The organism is Fulvivirga maritima, from assembly GCF_021389955.1.
Classification (GTDB): domain Bacteria; phylum Bacteroidota; class Bacteroidia; order Cytophagales; family Cyclobacteriaceae; genus Fulvivirga; species Fulvivirga maritima.
In genome coordinates this window covers 2202236-2225549 of the sequence record NZ_CP089980.1, presented here as the reverse complement: position 1 = coordinate 2225549, position 23314 = coordinate 2202236, and the positions used below count along the sequence as shown (strand labels likewise).

Annotated in this window: 14 protein-coding genes; 7 read left to right on the top strand and 7 right to left on the bottom strand. The window is 40.2% G+C overall.

Translation table 11 applies throughout. The features are described from left to right. Positions 1 to 58: 58 nt before the first annotated feature. Positions 59 to 775 carry a hypothetical protein gene (locus LVD15_RS09430; RefSeq protein WP_233780035.1) on the bottom strand — a complete coding sequence of 239 codons (717 nt, stop codon included), beginning with the start codon at positions 773 to 775 and terminating at the stop codon, positions 59 to 61. Between the two features lie 95 nt (positions 776 to 870). Between LVD15_RS09430 and LVD15_RS09425 the strand changes: the two genes are divergently transcribed. Continuing rightward, positions 871 to 1278 carry an OsmC family protein gene (locus LVD15_RS09425; protein WP_233780034.1) on the top strand — a complete coding sequence of 136 codons (408 nt, stop codon included), beginning with the start codon at positions 871 to 873 and terminating at the stop codon, positions 1276 to 1278. On the opposite strand, the gene ytxJ is transcribed toward LVD15_RS09425, so the two are convergent. The 3 genes from ytxJ to LVD15_RS09410 all read right to left on the bottom strand — a co-directional run bounded on the left by ytxJ (position 1268) and on the right by LVD15_RS09410 (position 6151). Further along, positions 1268 to 1609 (bottom strand): bacillithiol system redox-active protein YtxJ, encoded by a 342-nt coding sequence (gene ytxJ, locus LVD15_RS09420; RefSeq protein ID WP_233780033.1) that lies wholly within the window; start codon positions 1607 to 1609, stop codon positions 1268 to 1270. The genes LVD15_RS09425 and ytxJ overlap by 11 nt on opposite strands. 3 nt (positions 1610 to 1612) lie before the next feature. Continuing rightward, entirely contained in the window at positions 1613 to 4051 is a 2439-nt protein-coding gene (locus LVD15_RS09415; RefSeq protein WP_233780032.1) for a hypothetical protein, read from the bottom strand. Positions 4052 to 4174: 123 nt separating this feature from the next. Continuing rightward, complete coding sequence (locus LVD15_RS09410; RefSeq protein ID WP_233780031.1) at positions 4175 to 6151, bottom strand: alpha-ketoacid dehydrogenase subunit alpha/beta; 1977 nt, start codon at positions 6149 to 6151, stop codon at positions 4175 to 4177. An 82-nt stretch (positions 6152 to 6233) separates the two neighbouring features. On the opposite strand from LVD15_RS09410, the gene LVD15_RS09405 reads away from it, so the two are divergent. The 6 genes from LVD15_RS09405 to LVD15_RS09380 all read left to right on the top strand — a co-directional run bounded on the left by LVD15_RS09405 (position 6234) and on the right by LVD15_RS09380 (position 15368). After that, positions 6234 to 7481 carry a M16 family metallopeptidase gene (locus tag LVD15_RS09405; RefSeq protein ID WP_233780030.1) on the top strand — a complete coding sequence of 416 codons (1248 nt, stop codon included), beginning with the start codon at positions 6234 to 6236 and terminating at the stop codon, positions 7479 to 7481. Then, on the top strand, positions 7478 to 7954 hold the full coding sequence (gene ispF / locus LVD15_RS09400; RefSeq protein WP_233780029.1) for a 2-C-methyl-D-erythritol 2,4-cyclodiphosphate synthase: 477 nt from the start codon (positions 7478 to 7480) through the stop codon (positions 7952 to 7954). The genes LVD15_RS09405 and ispF overlap by 4 nt, the downstream gene beginning before the upstream one ends. Next, a complete protein-coding gene (mnmC2, locus tag LVD15_RS09395; RefSeq protein ID WP_233780028.1) occupies positions 7951 to 8640 on the top strand; it encodes a tRNA (5-methylaminomethyl-2-thiouridine)(34)-methyltransferase MnmC2 in 690 nt (229 codons plus the stop codon). Before ispF ends, mnmC2 begins: the two co-directional genes overlap by 4 nt. A 221-nt stretch (positions 8641 to 8861) precedes the next feature. Continuing rightward, positions 8862 to 13373: a glutamate synthase large subunit gene (gene gltB, locus LVD15_RS09390; protein WP_233780027.1), complete on the top strand. Its 4512-nt coding sequence runs from the start codon at positions 8862 to 8864 to the stop codon at positions 13371 to 13373. 1 nt (position 13374) lies between these two features. Next, entirely contained in the window at positions 13375 to 14838 is a 1464-nt protein-coding gene (locus tag LVD15_RS09385) for a glutamate synthase subunit beta (RefSeq protein WP_233780026.1), read from the top strand. A 68-nt stretch (positions 14839 to 14906) separates the two neighbouring features. Next, positions 14907 to 15368 (top strand): GreA/GreB family elongation factor, encoded by a 462-nt coding sequence (locus LVD15_RS09380; protein ID WP_233780025.1) that lies wholly within the window; start codon positions 14907 to 14909, stop codon positions 15366 to 15368. Between the two features lie 62 nt (positions 15369 to 15430). Here LVD15_RS09380 and LVD15_RS09375 read toward each other — a convergent pair whose 3' ends face one another. The 3 genes from LVD15_RS09375 to LVD15_RS09365 all read right to left on the bottom strand — a co-directional run bounded on the left by LVD15_RS09375 (position 15431) and on the right by LVD15_RS09365 (position 23257). Next, positions 15431 to 17449, bottom strand: coding sequence for a right-handed parallel beta-helix repeat-containing protein (locus LVD15_RS09375; RefSeq protein WP_233780024.1), 2019 nt, complete (start codon positions 17447 to 17449; stop codon positions 15431 to 15433). A gap of 47 nt (positions 17450 to 17496) precedes the next feature. After that, positions 17497 to 19239 (bottom strand): RICIN domain-containing protein, encoded by a 1743-nt coding sequence (locus LVD15_RS09370; RefSeq protein WP_233780023.1) that lies wholly within the window; start codon positions 19237 to 19239, stop codon positions 17497 to 17499. Between the two features lie 220 nt (positions 19240 to 19459). Further along, positions 19460 to 23257 (bottom strand): right-handed parallel beta-helix repeat-containing protein, encoded by a 3798-nt coding sequence (locus LVD15_RS09365; protein WP_233780022.1) that lies wholly within the window; start codon positions 23255 to 23257, stop codon positions 19460 to 19462. Positions 23258 to 23314 lie beyond the last annotated feature (57 nt).

The following is a 23314-nucleotide window of genomic DNA, read 5'->3' as shown; positions in this document are numbered from 1 at the left end:
GTATGATTATTCTCAACACAAAACTAGAAAATAAATTTTTAAGACCTCACTATTTCAATTATCTTCTCCTGCCATAGAAAAGTGTAATGAAAGCAGTAGGGAAAACAGAGCTGTTATCATAAGCTGGCATAAGCTCTATCTCCCCGGCGTAGGCATCTAACAAAAAGCCTACTTCAAAACCGGTAACATGACTTTTCTGCGAGCCAAGCTCAAAGCTAAGAGCCGCTTTCAGATTAGCACCAATTCTAAGCTGTGATTCAAAAAGGCCTTGAAAAATTCTTCCTGATCCGTAGATCGTGCTAAAATCCTGATCTGAGTAAGGAGCATAGCTAAGGTCATAATCTGTATTATTAGCAAAGTAGCTAACATAATATGGGGTGAGTAATCCTATTGAAGGACCAATAGCGCCTATGGCTTTAATCTCCACACCTTGGTCGGGTGCTTTTCTGAATAAGACTAATTCGCGGCCATATTGTAATCTGATAGCATACAGATAATTACTTTTTCCGTATATAAACTGACCTCCTCCTTGATAAGATGTCACTCTCAGTTCACGTTCGTGCTTTACGTTCATGAGCTCCAGGCCAAAACTCTGGTACATTCTGTCAGTAAGCCTTTTAGACTTACGCGCCACTACACCACCAATAAGTCCACCAGCAGTATTTTTATTTACTCCCCATATAAATTCAGATTCATAGTTATCAGCCTCCAATGACTGAGCAAACCCAAAAAAAGGAGTGAATAAAATAAGTATTAATAATAGCTTTTTGCCCATACTAAGCAACAGAAAAAGTAATAATTTATAAATTTAAGGATTTTAGAGTTATTAACGAAAATAGCTCAATTTTAGTTTTTATCTAATCCCCTATTATGACACACTCTATGACTTCTGAGTATTTAGGTGATCTACGCAGTAGTGCTACTCACCTAAAATCTAACAATACCATTATTACTGATGCCCCGGTTGATAACAACGGTAAAGGAGAGGCTTTCTCGCCTACTGACCTAATCGCGTCTGCTTTAACCAACTGTATGATTACCATAATGGGCATTAAGGCCGCACAGGAAAATGTTGATATCAAAGGGCTCAAAGCAGAAGTTACAAAAGTTATGTCGGCTAATCCCAGAAAAATCAGTGAAATTATTATTTCCTTTTCTCATGATCATCTGGAGGCTACTCCTAAACAAATAGAAGTACTTAAAAGAGCTGCCAAAACTTGCCCCGTAGCGCTTAGCTTGTCACCGGACATAAAGCAAACTATCAGCTTTAACTTTTAGCCTGGCCTATTATCTCAGCGTAATTTATACCCATGTGGGAGTTGTTATAAACAGCTTCCCCTTCCTTAATAAGGATCACTTGAGGTGATTCATGCTGTACACTAAAAGCATCAGCTATTTCATTAGAAATACTGCGGTATTTTAAAAGGTCTAGAAAATATGGCTTTATCACCTGGGCATCATCATCTTGCCATGATCGCTCCAGTCTGTTAAGCGCCATGCTACTAATAGGGCAAGTGGTACTATGCTTAAATAGCATAACCATTTGTCCTTTAGACTCTTCCTTTAATGTGTTTATTTGATCAGGGTTATCTATTTTATTCCATTCCATATTCTAATCGTTCCAAAGTCCTTCTTCTTTTTTATCGTACCTAGGTTTTCTCTCCTTCTGCTTCACATTAAGAGGCTGATTTTCCTCTTTCTTAAACCATTTAGACCATAAAATTTTAAAGCTAAACACTTTTTCTTTTTCCCTCTTACCGTTAGACTTCATACTTATATACTTGAAGTCAGGGTGCCTATTGCCCACCCATTTTTTACGCATTTTAATATTACCCTGATAACTACTTGCTTTGATAGCTGCCCTTGAAGGTCCTTTGCCCTTAGAAGCATTATCAGCTGCGTGTGGTCGGGTTTTGTAATTAACATTAGCTTTAAATCGGCCTTGAAAATCCATACCCTTGGCAGTTCCTTTACCTGCAGGCCTGTTTTTTAATGACTCTCTGGCTGCAGAAGGGTTTTGTTTAAATACTCTTCTGTCTTTAACGTTACCACTATACTTTCCTGTTTTGAAAAATTCCTTATTTGGCTTCCTTACTTTAATAGACTCGTCAGCTGCATTTGGTGCCTTTTTATATTTAAAGCTCCTCTTCATGCCTCCTCTATACACATGAGCATCGTCTGGTCCTGTCTTATTCATGTAAGGGTACATTTTTATGTGACCAGTAAAATTGGCCGACTTAGCCGCATTTTTCTTCACCAGATTTTTTCGCACCTTAATATTTCCCTGGAAGGCTGCTGACTTCTTATCTTGATCTCTAGGTATGCGGCTATCAATAGGCTGACCTTTATTATTCCATAATTGACCACTTATACTACCGCCACCTTTCAAAACTTTTCCGGCCTTTACATTTCCCTGGAATTTGGCTATTCGATTGTCTTGCTTTCTTGGTGCTCTGCTATCAACAGGCCTGCCTTTATTATTCCGGGATCTATCACTAATACTGCCACCGCCTTTAAACACACGACCTCCTTTTACATTGCCTTGAAATTTAGCTATTTGATTATCTTGCCTTCTAGTTCCACGTCCTTCCAGTGGTCTGCCTTTGTTATTTCTGGAACGATCGCTAATACTACCGCCACCTTTCAATACACGGCCACCTTTTACATTTCCCTGGAACTTAGCTGTCTGATTATCCTGTCTTCTTGGTCCTCTACCTTCTAAAGGTCTGCCTTTATTATTTCTAGATCTATCACTAATGCTGCCTCCTCCTTTAAGAATACGGCCACCTCTGGCATTACCCTGAAATTTAGCAGTTTGATTATCTTGCCTTCTGGGGCCTCGGCCATCAATTGGTCTACCACGGTTATTTCTAGAACGACCACTGATGCTACCTCCCCCTTTTAGAATGCGGCCACCTTTTACATTACCCTGAAAGCCTGCAATACGAGTATCTTGCGATCTTGGCGCTCTACTTTGTATTGCTCTTCCATTATTATTTCTTCTTTTCCCGCTAATGCTGCCTCCTCCTTTGAGTGGCTTGCCTGCTCTTACCCTTCCTTTAAACCCACTACCTACAGAAGGAGAGCCTAACTTAGGCAATGGCTTACCGCTTCGCTCTTTTCTTGAGCTTTCAGATTTAAAACCTCCACCTTTCAGTTTGCCTCTATAGGCTTTGTCTCCTTTGCGCTTGCCAGTAGGATAGGCATTAAATTGAGATCCTCCAAAATCTGGTCTTTTAGAATTTCTTATTCTGAGCTTATGCCCACTGATATCATTTTTCCAGGCACGTTCTCTTCTTTTGGTTACGGAATTATACCCACTTTGCACATTACCATTATAAGCTCTGTCTCCCCTTCTGCCTCCTGATGAAGTATATTTTATTCTTCCAGGCCTCTTAATTGACTGCCTTTCGTTGGTTCTTTTCGTTCTGAATTTTCTTCCGGTAATATCACCCTGAAATGCCTTTTCCCAAGGGCTTCTCTTCCTGAAAGCATTATAAGGACTCCGCTTTCTTCTTACATTATATGAGCCTGATGCCGAACGAGGTGATATTCTTTTTACTTTACGCGGTCTTTCCGGATCACGCGTGGCAGACATATTATTTTGCCTATATCGTTTTCCTGTAAAAGTAGTTCTTACTGAGTTTCTATTAAAAGCTCGGCCAGCGGCTTTACCTGCTCGCTCTCTTTTTCTTGAGCTATATCTTGGTGTTTGCCTGTTAGCTTTGGCTCTGCTGCCCTCGCTCATTCTTTTCCGACCTGCGTAAGGATTAGGTGAAGCAATACGCGCCCCCCATTGAGGCCTGGTAGATCTTTTTGACCTGAATTTCCTGCCAGTGATATCTCCATGAAAGGCTCTTTCTCCCTGGCGTGATCTAATTTTAAACTTAGTAGCTCTTAATTTGCGGCGGTTAGACTTTCCTCTATCACCTCTTCTTTTAAGCCTTCTATTCTTTTTATTTTTCTTGGCCTTTACCCTTTCATATTCAGATCTCTTGCCCTGAGCATGAGCCACGGGAGAAGCCATACCAATAAAAAACAGGAGCAGCATTCCATAGAATAATGTCCTTATTATTGGCAATTTTGCAAAAAATGGTATTTGATAGGTAAACTTCAATCCGGCTGATCACTTAAAAAATTAGAATTCAATTAGCCTTTAAACGCACTAATTTAATTAAAATTCCAGCAATTCCTCAATTTTTTGTTTGAGCCTTCCTTTAGGGAGAAAGTTTTCTTCCAGTGAAGAGGCAAACGGCACTGCACTATCCAGGCTGGCTACTCTGAATACTGGCGCATCTAAATATTTAAAGCAATGTTCTGCAATCCATGCAGCCAACTCCCCAGCGATACCTCCGGTAAGACAATCTTCATGCAAAAGTAATACTCTATTCGTTTTCTGCACTGTTTTTTCTACGGCTTCTTTATCCCAGGGCAGTAGTGTGCGCAAATCTAAAATATCAGCAGATGCTCCTAAGCTCTTCACCACTTCTTTAGCCCAATGCACGCCCATACCATAAGTAATTATAGATAGCTGCTCGCCCTCTTCTACTAATCTGGCTTTACCTATTTCAGTAGTATAATAATCATCAGCCACCTGCTCACTTAATGAGCGATATAAATATTTATGCTCAAAATAAATGACAGGATTAGGATCTTCAATTGCGGCAGCCAATAAACCTTTAGCCTCTGCCGGAGATGACGGGTAAACCACCTTTAGCCCCGGCGTATGAAAAAACCATGCTTCGTTTGACTGGCTATGAAAAGGACCCGCTCCAACTCCCGCACCAGCAGGCATCCTTATTACCACATCAGCATTTTGCTGCCATCGGTAATGAGATTTAGCCAGGTTATTCACTATCTGATTAAAACCACAAGTCACAAAATCAGCAAATTGCATTTCTATAACGCTCTTTTGGTTCTTAATGGACATACCTAACCCAATACCAATAATAGCAGATTCACAAAGAGGTGTATTTCTTATCCTTTCCTTTCCAAAAAGCTCCACAAAACCTTCAGTCACTTTAAAAACACCACCATATTCAGCTATATCCTGCCCCATTACCACCAGCTCAGGAAATCTCTCCAAGCTTTGCTTCAGCCCATCAGAGATTGCATCGACTAATCTCCTTTCAGATGTTTTTTCACCAGTAGGTTTAGTCTCTTTATAATCATGAGGTGCATACACATCATTAAGCTCATTTTCTACTGATGCTTCTGGCACTCCTTCAGCAAAAGCAGTCTTTAAGCCCTCATCAATTTCTTTTAGAATGGCCTTTCGAAGTTTATCAACATAGGCCTTTGTTATTACCTTTTCTTTAAGAAGATAGGCCTCATAATTTTCTACAGGATCTTTTAGTGCCCATTTATCAAGCAGTTCTTTAGGCACATATTTAGTACCCGAGGCTTCTTCATGGCCTCTCATCCTAAAAGTAATGGCCTCTACAATTACTGGCTTGGGGTTAGCCCTCATATTATCAGCCAGCTGCGAAATAGTGTTGTAGACCTCTAGCACATTATTACCATCAATCTTAATGGCATCTATACCGTAACCAACGCCTTTATCTACAAAACTAGCACACCTAAACTGTTCGCTCACTGGCGTAGAAAGACCATAACCATTATTTTCAATCACAAATATTACTGGCAAGTCCCAAACGGCAGCCACATTTAATGCTTCATGAAATTCCCCCTGACTTGCACCGCCATCACCAGTAAAGACCACAGTAGCTTTTTGCTCTCCATTCAATTTATTAGCTAAAGCAATACCATCAGCTACGGACAGCTGAGGCCCCAGGTGTGAGATCATGCCTATAATATGGTGCTCATTACTACCAAAATGAAAAGACCGATCCCTCCCTTTAGTAAAGCCAGAAAGCTTACCCTGAAACTGAGCAAATAATTTTCTATATGGAATATTACGTGAGGTGAACACCCCGAGATTTCTATGCATAGGCAGAATATATTCATCTGAATGAAGTGCAGAAGTAGCGCCAACAGAAATAGCTTCCTGTCCTATACCTGAAAACCACTTACTCACTTTGCCCTGCCGGAGTAAAATCAACATTTTTTCTTCTATCATACGTGGTCTCAAAAGCCCTTCGTACAATGTCTTCAACAACTGATCCGAGTACTCCTTGCGATCAAAATTCATATATCCGTCTATTGATTTCAAACAAAATTAAAGTATTGGCTATATCTGCAAAGTGATGTTATATTTTTATTTTTGTCTGCTAATGATCAAATACAACAGCTTCACTTTAGATAATGGGTTGCGGGTTATAGTACATGAAGACAAAAGTGTACAGTCTGCGGTAATTAACATTTTATATGATGTAGGTTCGAGGGATGAATCTCCAGAAAAAACCGGGTTCGCTCACCTTTTTGAGCACCTCATGTTTGGAGGCTCCAAAAACATCCTTAATTATGATGAACCTTTACAGGAAGCCGGAGGCGAAAATAATGCCTTCACTAACCCTGATGTCACTAACTACTACCTTACCGTGCCTCCTCAAAACCTGGAAACCGGTTTTTGGCTAGAGTCTGATAGGATGCTAGGACTTTCTTTTGACCCAAAAGTGCTGGAAACGCAACAGAAAGTAGTTATAGAAGAGTTTAAACAAAGGTATCTTAATCAACCTTATGGTGACTTGTGGCTGAAATTCAGACCGCTAGCTTATAAAGCGCATCCTTACCAATGGCCTACTATTGGTAAAGAAATTCGCCATATTGAAGACGCTACCATGGATGACGTTAAGGCTTTCTTCTACAAACACTATGTGCCCAACCAGGCCATTATGGTAGTAGCCGGCCATGTTGATACTGAAGAGGTGAAAGCACTGGCAGAAAAATGGTTTGGCCCCATCCCCAGAGGTGAAGCGTATGTTCGCAATCTTCCGAAAGAACCCGTTCAAAACGAAAGAAGGTTTATGGAAATAGTTGAAGATGTTCCTTCAGACATGCTTACCATGGCCTTTCATATGCCTGGCAAGTTTGACCCTGACTATACTTCAGTAGATCTTATCAGTGATATTTTGGGTCGTGAAAAATCTTCTCGCTTATATCAGAAGCTGGTTAAAGAACAATCAATCTTTAGCTCTATCAATGCTTATGTTACCGGGTCTATGGATCCTGGGCTTCTGGTTATTACGGGTAGGGTATCAGAAAATGTGCCTATAGAAAAAGCTGAAGAGCATGTATGGACCATTATCAATGACTTACTGGCAAACGGTATAGAAGATTCAGAATTAGAAAAAGTAAAAAATCAGGCAGAATCTACTTTAGTATTTTCAGAAGTAGAGCTATTAAATAGAGCCCGAGCGCTGGCTTTTGCCTCGCTATCTGGCGACACTAACTTTGTAAACCAGGAAGCAGAACTTATTCAGGAAGTAACTAAAGAACGCATGGAAGCCTTAGCTCCCCAGATCCTGAGAGAAACCAACTGCTCGGTTTTATATTATAAATCAAAAGAAAAGAACGCATGAAAATAAGAACAGGTTTTGGGTATGATGTACATCAGCTACAAGAGGGCTATGATTTTTGGCTGGGAGGCATTAAGCTGGCGCACACCAAAGGGGCTGTAGGCCACTCTGATGCCGACGTGCTTATTCATGTTATTTGCGATGCACTATTGGGAGCCGCTAATATGCGTGATATTGGCTTTCATTTCTCTGATAAAGATCCTCAATATAAGGGTATAGATAGTAAAATCTTGCTGAAAGAGGTAATGAAGCTTATCCGTGAGAAAGGATGGAAAATCAGCAATATTGATAGCACCATTTGCCTTCAGCAACCCAAGGTTAATCCACACATACCAGAAATGAAAGCCTGCCTGGCTAAGGTGATGGAAATCCCTGAAGAAGATTTATCTATAAAAGCCACTACTACAGAAAAACTAGGTTTTGTAGGCAGAGAAGATGGAGTTTCTGCTTATGCTACCGTATTAATTATAAAATGAGCAAACAACCTGACATAAAATTAATCACTACAGACGATGGCTCTCATAGCCTGTATGTATCTCGTTTAAATGAAACCTATCACTCTTTTCATGGCGCGGTGCAAGAGTCTGTTCATGTTTTTATAAAGTCGGGCCTTGAGTATAAAATACAGCAGGCCCCTCAGCCTGCTTATTCCATATTTGAAGTGGGCCTGGGCACGGGCCTCAATGCGCTACTTACCGCAGACTATGCCCATGCTCATCAGCAAAAAATACACTTCACTTCCATAGAAGCTTACCCCCTAAAGGCAGAGCTGACTGATCATCTAAACTATTGTGATTATCTAAAAGCTCCAGAAGCCAAAGAGTGGTTTTCTAAAATCCACCAAACTGCATGGAATAATGATGAACCAATTCACAACCATTTTTTGTTAAAAAAAATAGATAAAAAGCTAGAGGAATGTACCTTGCCGGAAGCTGCTTTTGACATTATTTATTTTGATGCCTTCGCTCCCAGCAAGCAAGAAGAACTCTGGAGTTATGATATTTTGAATAAGATAGTTCAGGCTATGAAACCTGAGGCTGTGTTTGTTACTTATTGTGCCAAAGGTCAGTTAAAAAGAGACTTAAAGAGCCTTGGACTGACGGTAAACTCTCTGCCGGGCCCTCCTGGAAAAAAGGAGATGGTTCAGGCCATTAAGGCATAACCAGCACAGGTGACAAAATAAAAATTTTCGCAAACGATTTAAAATTGATAATTTTTAAATTTGTCCGCGCACTCTTTGAAAAAATCATAAAATAACTTTATCTTTTATGTATATAAGTCGGATTTTTCGTTAATTACGTAGAAATTTATAAAGTGTATTCTTGATAAGAGTCGCTCAACGGCTAAATTCCATTAGCCAATCCCTAAAAAATTATAATGCTTATGAAAAGTGATCAACAGCGGGGGTTGTACACCCCAGAGCTAGAACATGACGCCTGCGGAATAGGGTGCATTGCCAACATAGATGGTAGCAAATCCTCCTCCATTGTTCAAGATGCTATAGATATGCTTGAAAATATGGAACACAGGGGAGGTACTGGCAGTGACCCTGAGACCGGTGACGGTGCAGGTATTCTTATTCAGATTCCACACGATTTTCTCGCGAAGGAATGTAAAGAGCTAGGCTTTGAATTACCCGAAGCCGGTAAGTATGGAGCAGGAATGGTATTCTTTCCCGTAAACCCTGCCGTGCGAAATGAATGTCGCGCAATATTTGAAAAACATGCAGAAGAGATGGGCTTTACTCTATTAGGCTATAGGAGTGTGCCGGTAAACCATAATATACCGGGCTCTGGAGCCAGAAAAGTGGAGCCTGTAATTGAGCAGATATTTTTTAAACATAATAACGAAAAGATCAGCACTGATGAGCTGGAACGGAAACTTTTCGTTTTAAGAAATCATACTACGCACTACATTGGTCATAATGTAAAGGGAAACAATCATGACTTTTATGTGCCTAGCCTTTCAAGCAAAACAATGGTATACAAAGGTCAGCTGCGTACTAACCAGCTAAGACCATACTATTTTGATTTGCAAAATGAGCACGTAACGTCTGCTCTTGCCATTATTCACTCCAGATTTAGCACAAACACCTTCCCTAACTGGAAACTGGCACAACCTTTCAGATACATTGCGCACAATGGTGAAATCAACACTATCAGAGGTAATGTAACTAAAATGAAATCAAAAGAGGCAATGATGAAATCTACGCTCTTCACAGACGAAGAACTGAAGATGTTATTGCCTATCACCAACCCGGCACACTCTGATTCTGCCAACTTTGATGCTTTGGTAGAGATGCTGGTACTCAGCGGAAGATCATTACCCCACGTAATGATGATGATGGTACCCGAAGCCTGGGAAGATAACGAACTAATGGATGCCGATAGAAAGGCATTTTATAAATATCATGCTGCTCTTATGGAGCCCTGGGATGGTCCCGCTGCCTTAGTATTTACTGATGGCAAGCAAATAGGGGCTACACTTGATAGAAACGGACTTCGCCCTTCAAGATACTGTATCACTAAAGATGGCAGGCTGGTAGTATCTTCAGAAACAGGAGCACTGATAGTGAAGCCTGAAAATGTAGTGAGCAACGGCCGTATGCAGCCAGGCAAAATGCTATTGGTAGACATTGAAGAAGGCAAAGTAGTTTATGATGAAGAGGTAAAAGCCAAGGTAAGCAAAAAAAGCCCATACGATAAGTGGATCAAAGACCACAGAACGAAGCTAAGACTTGTACCTCAGCCTACTGAACTAGAAGCTGATTACAACAAAGAAACTTTACAGCTTAGACAAAAAGCATTTGGTTATACTAAAGAAGACCAAAAAGTAATTTTAGGCCCTATGGCAGTAAGCGGTACCGAGCCTATTGGTTCTATGGGAGCTGACACTCCGCTAGCCGTTTTATCTGACCAGAGTCAGCACATATCCAGCTATTTCAAACAGTTATTTGCTCAGGTAAGTAACCCTCCTATTGACCCGATCAGGGAGCGCACAGTAATGTCTTTATTTACTCGCGTAGGAGAAAGTTTGAACATATTGGAAGAAACTCCTGAGCACACTAAGCAAATCCATATTTCACAGCCCGTTCTTTTGAACTCTGACCTACAGAAGTTCAAGAACATGGCCAATTTCGGATTTGATTACCAAGTAATTAACTCAGTATTTTTAGCTGATGGAGAACCCGGGCGCTTAGAAGAAGGCCTTGATGCTATTTGTCAGGCAGCTGAAGAGGCAGTGAGAGCAGGAAAAAAAGTATTGATAATATCAGATAGAGCAGTTGATAAAGAACACGCTCCTATTCCATCTTTACTAGCCACGGGAGCTATTCATCAGCACTTGGTAAAAAATAAAATACGAACCAAAGCAGGCTTGGTGGTAGAAGCCGGAGATGTGAGAGAAACGCATCACTTTGCCACTATTATAGGTTATGGCGCTAGTGCTATTAACCCTTACCTTGCTCTGGAATCTATAAAAGAGCTACATGAAGAAGACCTTTTAGAACAAAAAATCACTGAAGAAGAAGCGCTAGCCAACTACCAAAAAGCAATTGGCTATGGTTTATTGAAGGTGCTTTCTAAAATGGGTATCAGTACTCTTCAGTCTTACCAATCATCTCAGATATTTGAAGCCCTTGGCCTAAGCAAAAAAGTGATAGACCGATGCTTCAAAGGCACTATTTCCAGAATAGATGGTTTGGATTTCGACGGCCTAGCTATCGAAGTACTGGCAAGACACAGAGGGGCTTATTATGCTAACACTAAAACCTTGGAAACTGGTGGTGTGTACCAATGGAAACGTAGAGGTGAAAGACATACTTTCAACCCTGAGACTATCCATTTACTACAGCATTCTACTAAAACTAATAACTTCGACCTTTATAAAAAGTATGCTCAGAAGATCAATGATCAGACCAGAGATGCTTTAACCCTAAGAGGCTTGCTTGACTTCAAGAGCAGAAACGCAGTGCCTATAGAAGAAGTAGAGTCTAAGGAAGAGATCTTCAAAAGATTTGCTACCGGAGCCATGTCATTTGGATCTATCTCGCATGAGGCTCACTCCACTTTGGCCATAGCCATGAACCGCATTGGTGCTAAAAGCAACAGTGGAGAAGGCGGAGAAGATGAAATAAGGTTTGAAAGAAAAGAAAATGGCGATTGGGAAAGATCAGCCATTAAGCAAGTAGCATCAGGTAGATTTGGTGTAACCAGCTACTACCTGTCTAATGCTGACGAGCTACAAATAAAAATGGCTCAAGGTGCAAAACCTGGTGAAGGGGGACAGCTACCCGGCCACAAAGTGGATGACTGGATCGGAAGAGTGAGACACTCCACTCCGGGAGTAGGGCTTATATCACCGCCTCCTCACCATGATATTTATTCTATTGAGGATCTTGCGCAGCTCATTTTTGACTTAAAAAATGCCAATAGAAAGGCTAGAATAAACGTAAAACTAGTTTCCGAAGCAGGTGTAGGTACTGTGGCGGCCGGTGTTAGTAAGGCTAACGCTGACGTAGTGCTTATTTCCGGGGCTGATGGTGGTACAGGAGCATCTCCTTTGAGCTCTATCCGTCATGCTGGTTTACCTTGGGAGCTTGGCTTAGCTGAAGCGCACCAGACTCTGGTAAAAAATGACTTAAGAAGCCGTATTACAGTACAAACTGATGGGCAGCTAAGAACAGGTAGAGACCTAGCCATAGCTACACTATTAGGGGCTGAAGAATGGGGAATATCTACCGCTGCCCTGGTAGTAGAAGGATGTATTATGATGAGAAAATGTCATCTAAATACTTGTCCGGTAGGTATAGCTACTCAAAATGAAGACCTGAGAAAACTGTTTACAGGAGATCCTGATCATGTGGTAAACTTCTTCACCTTCCTGGCTGAAGATTTGAGACAAATCATGGCGCAACTCGGTTTCAGAACTATCAACGAAATGGTAGGACAAACTGACGTACTGAAAGTAAGAAGTGATATTAACCACTGGAAATATAAGAGTCTTGATTTAACTCCTATTCTATTTAAAGAAACCATTTCTGATCACGTAGGTATCTACAAACAAGTAGAGCAAGATCATGAATTAGACATGGTGCTGGATTGGGAACTGGTTAATGCTGCCAAACCGGCATTAGAAAACAAGACCAAAGTAAGTAAAGACTTCCCAATTAAAAATACTGACCGTGCAGTAGGAGCTATTCTATCTAACGAAATCAGTAAAATATACAAAGGAGAAGGATTACCTGCCGACACTATAGGGTTTAAATTCAGAGGATCTGCAGGACAAAGCTTCGGAGCCTTCTTAACCTCAGGTGTTCACTTTGACTTAGAAGGAGAAGCCAATGATTACTTCGGAAAAGGCATGTGTGGAGGACATCTTTCTGTATATCCTGACAAAACTTCAACTATTGTAGCTGAAGAGAATATAATTATTGGTAACGTGGCCTTTTATGGAGCTACTAAAGGCGAAGCCTACATCAGAGGCATGGCCGGAGAGCGTTTCTGCGTAAGAAACTCTGGAGTAAACGTAGTGGTAGAAGGTGTAGGAGACCACGCTTGTGAATATATGACAGGCGGGCACGTAGTAGTGCTAGGACCTACGGGTAAAAACTTCGCCGCAGGTATGAGTGGTGGAATTGCTTATGTGTATGACAAAGACAATTCATTTGATCAGCTATGCAACAAAGGCATGGTTGGACTTGATCCACTTGAAGAGGAAGACAAAGACTTTTTAAGAAAAATGCTGGAAAACCACCTCAAAAATACTGGCAGTGCTTTGGCACAAAAAGTATTAGAGAACTGGGTTGGTGAGCTTAGCAAGTTTGTTAAAGTCATTCCTCACGATTACAAAAAAGTTTTATTAAAAAGAAAAGAAGCACTAAAAGTGGCTGTATAATATGGGACAAAAAGACGGATTTTTACAATACGACAGAGAGCTGCCATCTTCAAGAGACCCTCAAACAAGAATTCATGATTATAAAGAAATCTATGAGGAATTTCCTGAGACTAAGACTAAGCAGCAAGCAGCACGTTGCATGGATTGTGGCATCCCTTTTTGCCATAGTGGCTGCCCATTAGGAAATATTATTCCTGAATTTAATGATGCTGTTTATAGAGAACAATGGGAGGAAGCAGTAGAAATACTTACTTCTACTAACAACTTCCCTGAATTTACCGGCAGAATATGCCCTGCCCCTTGTGAAGCAAGTTGCGTATTGGGCATTAATAAACCTCCGGTAGCTATAGAACATATAGAAAAAACTATTGCAGAAAAAGCCTATGAATTAGGCTACATAACACCACAACCGCCACAAGAAAGAACGGGTAAAACAGTAGCAGTAATAGGTTCCGGTCCTGCCGGGTTAGCCACTGCCGCACAGTTAAACAAGGCGGGGCATTTGGTTACTGTATTTGAAAGAGCGGACAGAATAGGAGGCTTACTTAGATACGGAATCCCGGATTTCAAATTAGAAAAATGGGTAATAGACCGAAGAGTTGAAGTAATGGAGCAGGAAGGCATTACCTTTAAAACTAATAGCTTTATAGGTACTGATATTCCAGCTTCTGAGTTAGAAAACAACTTCGATGCCGTGGTAATATGTGCTGGTTCTACTCACCCCAGAGATCTGCCTATACCAGGCAGAGAGCTGGATGGCGTTCACTTCGCCATGGATTTCCTTACACGACAAAATAAAGAAGTGGCAGGAGATCAGGTAAATGATAAAATTACTGCTAAAGACAAAAATGTACTGGTTATAGGTGGTGGAGATACAGGTTCTGACTGTATTGGTACTTCTAACAGGCATGGAGCTAAGTCTGTAATGCAGATAGAGCTATTGACCAAGCCTTTAACTCATAGAACAGATAAAGATCCTTGGCCTCTTTGGCCTATGACTCTGAGAACCTCTTCTTCTCATGAAGAAGGAGCTGACAGAAAGTGGGCTATCTTAACCAAAGAGTTTATCGGCAGTAATGGTAAGCTTGAAAAAGTAAAACTAGTAGACATAGAGTGGGCTTCCGGAGAAGATGGCAGACCTACCTTTAATGAAATAGAAGGTACAGAAAGGGAAATACCATGTGAATTGGCTCTTTTGGCCATTGGCTTTTTAGCTCCTGAAAACAAGTTGTTAGATGCTTTTGATGTAGAGAAAGACCCTAGAGGCAATGCTCTAACCAGAGGCTATCAGACTAACAAGAGTCATGTTTTTGCTGCTGGTGATGCCCGTAGAGGTCAATCTTTGGTAGTGTGGGCCATCTCAGAAGGTAGAGAGGCTGCTATTGCCGTAGATCGTTATTTGATGGGTGAAAGCAAGCTTGAAGCTAAAGATGACTCGTTCCTGAATATTGCTGTAGAAAAATAATTTTTCAGGAAAAGGTTAATTGCTCGTTTAACTTATTAAATTTTGCATTTTATTCATCACTATGCAAAATGGAACAGCAAATTAGCTTAAAGAAAAAACTATACGACCACTGCGTAAGCTTTGTAGATCAGAGGATAAAGAATGCCAAAGATGCTATGGAGTCAGCGCAGGCGGCCGCTAACGATGAGACTAAAAGCTCGGCTGGAGACAAGTATGAAACCGGAAGAGAAATGATGCAACAAGAGATGGAGAACAATGCCATTCAATTGGCTGAAGCTCAGAAATTGAAAGAAATAATCTTAAGCATTAATCCGGGAAGATCTCATACAACAGCCCAGTCAGGCAGCTTGGTGATTACAAACAATGGTAGTTTTTATATTACCATTGGTGCTGGTAAAATAGTTATGGATGGTAAAGACTATTTTGCTATAGCTCCGTCTTCACCTTTAGGCATGCAGCTCATCGATAAATCAAAAGGAGATTCATTTGAACTTAATACCAGAAAGTTCGTTATTGAAGACATTCTTTAAGAAAAGGGCTGTCTCAAAAATGTTATTTAATTAATATCACATTGAGGCAGCCCCATTTTTATTTATTTAGTGATGTAAATATTTTCAGAAAGAAGCTGCTTATCATTCTCTTTAATAAGAAGAATATAAATGCCTGCCTTCAGTCCACCCACATCCACTGTTGAAGTATTATTAACCACTTTTTTGGTCATTACCGCCTTACCAGCAGGGTCTACAATTTCCATCGTAGTACTTTCTGTTACTTCGGCCACTTCTAAATTCAAGGTACTGCTAACCGGATTAGGGTAGAATCTGTATTTAAAGTTATTATTTCCCCCCTCATCTTCTAAATTAATTCTAGCAGAAGATGTTGATACTGGTTCAAATCTAAACATTTGATTATACTGGTCGCTTAAGCAATCCCACTGCATAACATTAGCACCATCTGCAGTTGAAGCATCTTCAACATCTAGACACTTATCACTTAGTCTGGATTTTATTCTTACCCAGCCTCCGCTTCCGGCATTTGAGAAATAGAACTGCTGACCTTCTCCACCCCAATAATCAAAAATAGTTACATTAGCTCCACTTTCTTCAGACAGCTCCCAAATATCTAAAGCTCTGCCTTGAGCATTTAGAGGGTGAAAACTCCAGTATCCATTACCACGGTCACGTGCTAACCATTTCTGATAACTTCCATTCCAGTATTCCCATTGATTTACGTTAGTCCCGTTATCAGATTCAAGTTCATAGAGCTCTAATGATTTAGTTACATCATGTCTCGGGGTAATGCGGTAGGTACCACCATTTACTATACCACTGGCACATGTACCACAGGTGGGGCCATCGCCTCCTCCACCTCCTCCGCCGCCGCCGACGTTAGATTCTACTGCACCTAAATCAGGAGCAGAACCATTATAGCTTATTCCTGATGAAGTTACGCCTACATTTATAAGATCACTACCAGAAGCCAAAGATAAAAAGCCATTAGAGGTAGGATCATTATAAACTCCTGGCACTAACGTTACAAAATCAGAACTGCTCACTGAATATGGCCATGAATCACCATTATCAAACACGTTTGGTGCTGAAGTATTTCCTCTGATACGATCATTAGAAGAAGATTCAAAAGAAATGTTATTCTTAAAAACATGAGAAGCCCCATCACGAGTGTGGAAGTTATAATCATCATTATTATAAGAAGTGTTGTTAGTAAACTCTATACGACCGGTATTCCCATTGTCAGTAAAACCATGCTTACCATTATTATAGGCAATACATCTTCTTACTATATGGTTAACATGAATTCCAGATCCACCAAGTTTAAAACCGTTCTTATCACCACCACCAGAAGTATTGCCGTCTAGTAATACGCCATTATTATGAGCAATACATCCAAGTAAAGTAACTGGGCCAATCGGACCTGTATCATTTTTAGTATACAGATCCCAACCATCATCAATGTTATGATGTGCAACGCAAGCGTCAAAGACATTACCATTACCCACTGTAAGTTTAGCGGCAAAACCATCAGCATCTTCATTATCAGAATCTCTATTGTTAAAAGATTCACATCTCAAAATGAGATTATTAGCAGGCCATTGGCTAATACTGTTATAAGAACCATTATACCTGCTTATTTGAAGACCGGTATCATGGTTAGAGTGAAAGATGCAGTCTTCAATAGTATTGTTGTTTCCAGCTACAAGCATACCATTGTCTCCTGCCTGCTGAATAGTAATACCTCTGAAATGCCAATAGTTAGCATCCAGAACTATTCCACGGTTAGAAGAATTTTCTGACTGAGCAGAAAAATTAAAGATGGGCACTCCACCATCAGCCCAAACCCTAATGGGTGAACTAGAAGAGCCAGACTTATTCCTGGGTATTACCACTGTGCTGGAATAATTATACGTACCTCCACGCACATAAATGTAATCGCCAGAACTGGCTACATTCACTGCTCTCTGCAGTGTGTAAAATGGACTCCCACTCGATCCTGAGTTAGAATCATTTCCATTTGTAGCAACATAATAATTAGCTGCTTTGGCGGAAAAAACACCTAGTATCAATACCAGAAAAATTAAGATAGAATTTTTCATAAAATGAAAATTTTTGGTTGAATAAATTGCCAACTATAATCAAGTTCTTATTGAATATTTATCTTATGACTTATCGCTACGCTTTCATCATTAATTAAAAGGACATAAGCGCCTGGTTGAAGAAAAGAAACATCGAGCTGAGAAGAAGCTGATAGTATTTTAGCGGAGCTTAATAGGCTTCCATTAACATCAAAGATTTGATAAAAGGCTGCTTCTGTGGGCTCTTTGGGCAATTGCAAGTTTATCGTACTCTGTGCCGGGTTAGGATAAATACTGATTTCCCCCTGAGTAATTTTCTCTTCATCAAAATTAACCCTGGCTACCTGAGAGCCCGCTGCTACAGGCTCAAATCGAAACATCTGATTAGTCTGATTACTTATACATTCCCACTGAATGAGGTTAGCGCCATTATCAGAAGATCCATCTAAAACATCTAAACACTTTCCACTCAAACGGGATTTAATACGCACCCATCCGCCACTCCCAGCGTTAGAAAAGTAAAATTGCTGGCCATCACCTCCCCAATAATCATAGATATTTATAGTAGCTCCATCATCCTGAGACATTTCCCAGATATCCATCGACCTGCCCTGAGCTGCTACCGGGTGGAAACTCCAATAGCCATTGCCTCTGTCTCGAGCTACCCAGTGCTGATACTCGCCGCCCCAATATTCCCACTGGTTTACATTAGTACCATTAGCTGATTCGAAATTATAAAGCTCTATGGATTTGCTCTGATCATGCTTAGGTGTAATTCTGTATATTGCTCCGCTTAAGATACCGCTGCCGCAAGTGCCACAATCTGGTCCACCACCACCTGAGCCATTAACATTCACCGTACAGTTAGGTGATCTTACTAACTGCACATCAGGATTACCATTTACTACTGTACCACTAAGCACATGGGTATTAGTGGCATCTTCTAAAAATATACCCTGACTGGTGCTATTAGCGATGTCTACCCAATCGATAGTGCAGTCATGGCTTCCTGATACACTAAAAAAACCACGTCCTGAATTTCTTGAATATACACCGTCCACATGAGTAGATCCATTATCATTGGCCACTCTAAATGTGGCATATCCGCCACCATAGCAATTATAATTTCCGGTAACTACTCCTACAGTACAGTTTTGAGATTGGTTTAACAATACACCACAACCACCGGTATTAGTTACAGTTACATCTCCTATTGAAACTCCGTTTAGCCCATAAGTTTCAATGCCATGTCCTTTACTTCCTGTAATGGTAGTAGTACCATTAATAGTTAAATTTGATGCCGCAGCGGTAGATGCATCTACTCTTATTCCCAGCCCTACAGGACTATCATTACTTAAGTCCATGGTAATGTTAGTGAGCGTAACATCAGAGCAGCCTCTAAACCAGAGTCCGTATCTGGGATTACCGGTCACTCTCAGATTTCTTAGTGTTATGCCATTTCGTCGGTCAGCATGTACAGCCACAGCCAGATCCCCACTACTGTTACAGTTAACGGTGTGACCATGAAAATCTAATGTCTGACCAGCCAAAGGCCTGATGGCATATACATTCCCGCCATCTTCTCCGGAATCACCAGAGTTTCTGATATTAATAGTAGCTCCTGTACCGGCATTTCCACAAGCCGCATTTACTGCATCGAACATCCGTGAGCCGGTATATACTGTATTTCCATTAACCCGGGCAGACCAGGTATTACCAGAGCGCGTAACCTCTCCCTGAGCATAAACTTGCACCAAAGACAAAAAGCAGGAAAAGACAAAAAGAAGCGAAATTTTGGTAAATAATTTCATAAAATGTGAGTTTAGGTATAAAAATTGGTTTCATGAGGAAATTCAATCGATTGAATTTTATAGAATTTACTCAATTATATAATTACTTCCTCGCCGATGTAATAAAAAATGTACTTAATACACTTAATGAAATTTTTATTACACATTTCAATCAAATCAAAAAAGAGGACCTATGCGCAGGCCCCCTTTTCAACTTATATAACTAAAAAAAACCTACAATTTATCGAACAATAGAAAACCTCTTTTTTACAGAATTTTGAGGAGTACTCAAAATGTAAGTGTAAATTCCAGCCGGTAGATTTCCTCTTTGCAGAGTAATTTCATTCTGACCTTTGTTGTAATCTTCGTTCATCATTTTATAAACCTGATTCCCCATAACATCATACACCACTAGGCTTACAGGTTCATTTTCATCCAGATAAAATCTGATATTAGTTTTTACACTAAAGGGATTAGGATAGTTATTATCCACTTTAAAACCTTGGGCAGTAATAATATTTTCCTGCTTAGGTTCCACACTAGCCATAATAGCATTAGCACTCAAGGTAATGTCTAATTTACCAACACCTACCTGAGAAGGTAATGTACCTGCCAATGTGCTTGCCGGTGCCATTTCATAATCGTAAGGTAAATTCCACCAGTCACAGCCTGTTTGAGAAATTATAGGCTCCCCTGTATCTCCGGTAAGTAAATTACCAGATTGACAGATATAGCCGTTAGGCATTCCACTTACAGGGAACTTGTCAGTAGACATTGAAATATCCACATCATTATAATGGCAATTTTCAACTAACGCATGAGCTCCTACTCTCGCAGCTAAACCGTAATCACTAATTTTATTAAAGTAGTTATTATACATATGGATAGCTCCATATCTTAAACTTGGGTTACGGCCATAAGTATTGTAAAAATAATTATGGTGGTAAGTGATTCTCATCTGGCTATCTTCTTCCTGCTGACCAGAATTATTAGTATGGCCTATCAAAGAAGTTTTCATGTGGTCATGAATATAACACCACGAAACGGTTACATAACGAGAGCCTTTTTTGATGTCTAATAGTCCGTCATAAGTATCAACGCCTATTCCATCTCCCATTTTGCTGTGTAACTCTAAGTGATCTATCCACACATGGCTACACTCATCAATAGTTAAAGCATCATTAGGGTAAAACACCTCATGTATTTTCAGATTTCGAACTATTACATTATCATAATTACGGATATTCAGTCCTACATTTTCTAGCTCAGCACCATCTCCAAGCCCCAGAATAGAAATATTAGCCCCATGCTTAATGGTTACCACTGTACTGCTTGAGCTGCTAATTTTACCGCTGAAGTACGCTATTTGCGGTGAAGTTTCGCCTTCTCTATAAGAAGCCCAATCTTCTAATTCACTTAATGACGATATAATAACCACACTACCACCAGCACCACCAGTAGTAGTTTGAAAGCCATCTCCAGGTACTGTAGCATATCCTTCCATACTAAAGTCTCCCAGGTCGATATCACCTAGAGCAGCAGCACTGGCTACATTAGAATTTACAGCACTGGTACCATCAGTGTAAACGCCTTTTACCCAATAATAATAAGTTACTCCTGCTTCTGCCGTAGCATCAGTGTAAGTGGTAGCTTCATCTAATGAACCTATTCTCACTCTTCCTGAAGGATCAGAATCTGTATCTCTAAATATTTCTACATGAGCAAACTGTGCATCTCCTATTGACCAACTTAGGTTGATTTCTCCGGCTCCTGCTGTAGCTTCCAAAGCAATTTCGGCCACATCATCAGCAGCAATTCTTGCACTAGCCACATTAGAATTTACTGATTCAGTTCCATCAGTATAAACTCCTTTTACCCAGTAATAATAAGTTACTCCCTCTTCAGCGGTTTCATCCACAAAGGTAGTAGCTTCATCTAATGAGCCTATTCTCACTCTTCCAGAAGGATTATCATCAGTATCTCTGAAAATTTCTACATGAGCAAATGTAGCGTTCGTAACTTCCCACTCAAGTGCAATTTCATCATTAGCAACAGATGAGCTAAGTGCTATAGATGCGTCAGCTGGAGTATCATTGTCGCTATTACTTGCAGAACAACTAGCTATACTCACACCAGGTCCTGAAACCTCCATCCAGTCAACATCAGCAAACTCACCATCTTCTGCAGTAATCAGGCTTAGCTCATTTACTCCTTGATTTAAAGAAACAGTAGTTGATGTAGTTACAAAGGTCTCTTTATCCTGAGTTTTAGAGAAAGTTACATTTCTTACAACATCGCCATTAAGAGCTACTACAGCTTGTGTATGTGCACTGTTTCCTCCATTAGTATATCTCCAAGTAAGCGTGTATGTACCTGAAGTAGCAGCACGCACCTTCCACACAATAGATTGATCTGCAGAATTAGATAAATTGATAGCAGAACCATTATCAGCGTTAGCATATTCTTTAAGACTACCATCATAAGCACAAAGGCCTTGCGCATTGCTATTAGTATCTTCAATTCTCACGGTAGCTCCAGGCTCACCGCCGCCTCCACCGTTATCTGTACTTTCAAAAATAGCAGTAACCGTTCTGTTAGAAGTCATAGTAACAGAAGCTGTAGCTGCAGAACCAGAAAGTGCTCCTGACCAGCCAGAAAAAGTAAAACCAGAATTCGCAGAAGCGGTTAAGGTTACTGTTTCTCCATCTTCATACTCACTTTTATTAGGAGTAATAGAAACACTACCACCATTTGAAGGAGTACGATTTACTGTTAATGTATAGGTTTCTGGATCTGGATCAGGTGTAGTAGTACCACCATACTCTAATGCTCCTAAATCCGGAGCTGATCCATTATAAGTAATACCAGATGTAGTAACACCTGCATTTATTAAATCACTATTAGCTGCTAAAGACAAAAATCCATTAGAAGTAGGGTTATTGTCTGGCCCAGGAGTTAAAGTAACAAAGTCAGAGCTACTCACAGAGTAAGGCCAAGAATCATTGTTATCAAAAACATTAGGAGCTGAAGTGTTACCTCTCAAGCGGTCATTAGAAGACGACTGGTAAGAAAGGTTATTTTTAAATATATGAGAAGCGCCGTCTCTGGTATGGAAGTTATACTCCTCATTATCATAAGAAGTGTTGTTAGTGAACTCTATACTTCCTGTGTTGCTATTATCAGTAAAACCATGTTTACCGTTATTATAAGCTATACATCTACGAACGATATGATCTACGTGGATACCTGAACCGCCTAGTTTAAATCCATTTTTATCTCCTCCACCAGAGCTCCCGCCAGAGGTAAGTGTTCCGTTATGGTGAGCAATACAGCCTTCAAGCGTAATGCTTCCTATTGGGCCTGTATCTGTTTTGGTATATAAATCCCAACCATCATCAATATTATGGTGTGAGATACAGTTTCTAAAAACATTTCCTGTACCTACTGTAAGCTTGGCAGCAAAACCATCTGCATCTTCATTATCAGAATCACGGTTATTATAAGCTTCACAACCTAATATTAGGTTATCTGTAGGCCATTCGCTGATAGAATCATCAGAGCCATTATATCTACTTATCTGTAAACCTGTATCATGATTGGCTCTAAAAATACAATCTTCAATAATGTTATTATTACCAGATAAAAGCATACCGTTATCGCCAGCTTCTTCAATGATAATATCTTTAAAATGCCAATAATCACCATCTAACACTATACCTCGGTTAGAAGAATTTTCTGACATGGCCGAAAAACTAAGCACAGGAACTTCTCCATTATAAGCCAAAACGCTAATCATAGATCCTGATCTGCCACTTTTCTCTATTTTAATAGTTGAAGAATAGTTATAGGTACCACCTCTCATGTAGATCCTATCACCGGCACTAGCCATATCTACTGCTTCTTCTAAACTATACAAAGGACTACTCTGGCTGCCTGATCCAGAGTCACTACCACTTGGAGATAAATAAATATCTCTTGCATGCACACTCATAAAGCCACTACAGAAAATGAGCGCAATAAACGTAAAAATTGTTTTCATAAAAATTGGTTGAACATAAATTAACTAATACAAAAAACCATAGAGCCAACTACAGAT

Bases quoted from the DNA above. Each gene is read 5' to 3' on its own strand.
- ytxJ (WP_233780033.1), bottom strand. From the start codon at position 1,609: ATGGAATGGAATAAAATAGATAACCCTGATCAAATAAACACATTAAAG.
- LVD15_RS09425 (WP_233780034.1), top strand. From the start codon at position 871: ATGACACACTCTATGACTTCTGAGTATTTAGGTGATCTACGCAGTAGT.
- mnmC2 (WP_233780028.1), top strand. From the start codon at position 7,951: ATGAGCAAACAACCTGACATAAAATTAATCACTACAGACGATGGCTCT.
- LVD15_RS09365 (WP_233780022.1), bottom strand. From the start codon at position 23,257: ATGAAAACAATTTTTACGTTTATTGCGCTCATTTTCTGTAGTGGCTTT.
- ispF (WP_233780029.1), top strand. From the start codon at position 7,478: ATGAAAATAAGAACAGGTTTTGGGTATGATGTACATCAGCTACAAGAG.
- LVD15_RS09370 (WP_233780023.1), bottom strand. From the start codon at position 19,239: ATGAAATTATTTACCAAAATTTCGCTTCTTTTTGTCTTTTCCTGCTTT.
- LVD15_RS09410 (WP_233780031.1), bottom strand. From the start codon at position 6,151: ATGAATTTTGATCGCAAGGAGTACTCGGATCAGTTGTTGAAGACATTG.
- LVD15_RS09385 (WP_233780026.1), top strand. From the start codon at position 13,375: ATGGGACAAAAAGACGGATTTTTACAATACGACAGAGAGCTGCCATCT.
- gltB (WP_233780027.1), top strand. From the start codon at position 8,862: ATGAAAAGTGATCAACAGCGGGGGTTGTACACCCCAGAGCTAGAACAT.
- LVD15_RS09405 (WP_233780030.1), top strand. From the start codon at position 6,234: ATGATCAAATACAACAGCTTCACTTTAGATAATGGGTTGCGGGTTATA.
- LVD15_RS09375 (WP_233780024.1), bottom strand. From the start codon at position 17,449: ATGAAAAATTCTATCTTAATTTTTCTGGTATTGATACTAGGTGTTTTT.
- LVD15_RS09415 (WP_233780032.1), bottom strand. From the start codon at position 4,051: ATGCTGCTCCTGTTTTTTATTGGTATGGCTTCTCCCGTGGCTCATGCT.
- LVD15_RS09380 (WP_233780025.1), top strand. From the start codon at position 14,907: ATGGAACAGCAAATTAGCTTAAAGAAAAAACTATACGACCACTGCGTA.
- LVD15_RS09430 (WP_233780035.1), bottom strand. From the start codon at position 775: ATGGGCAAAAAGCTATTATTAATACTTATTTTATTCACTCCTTTTTTT.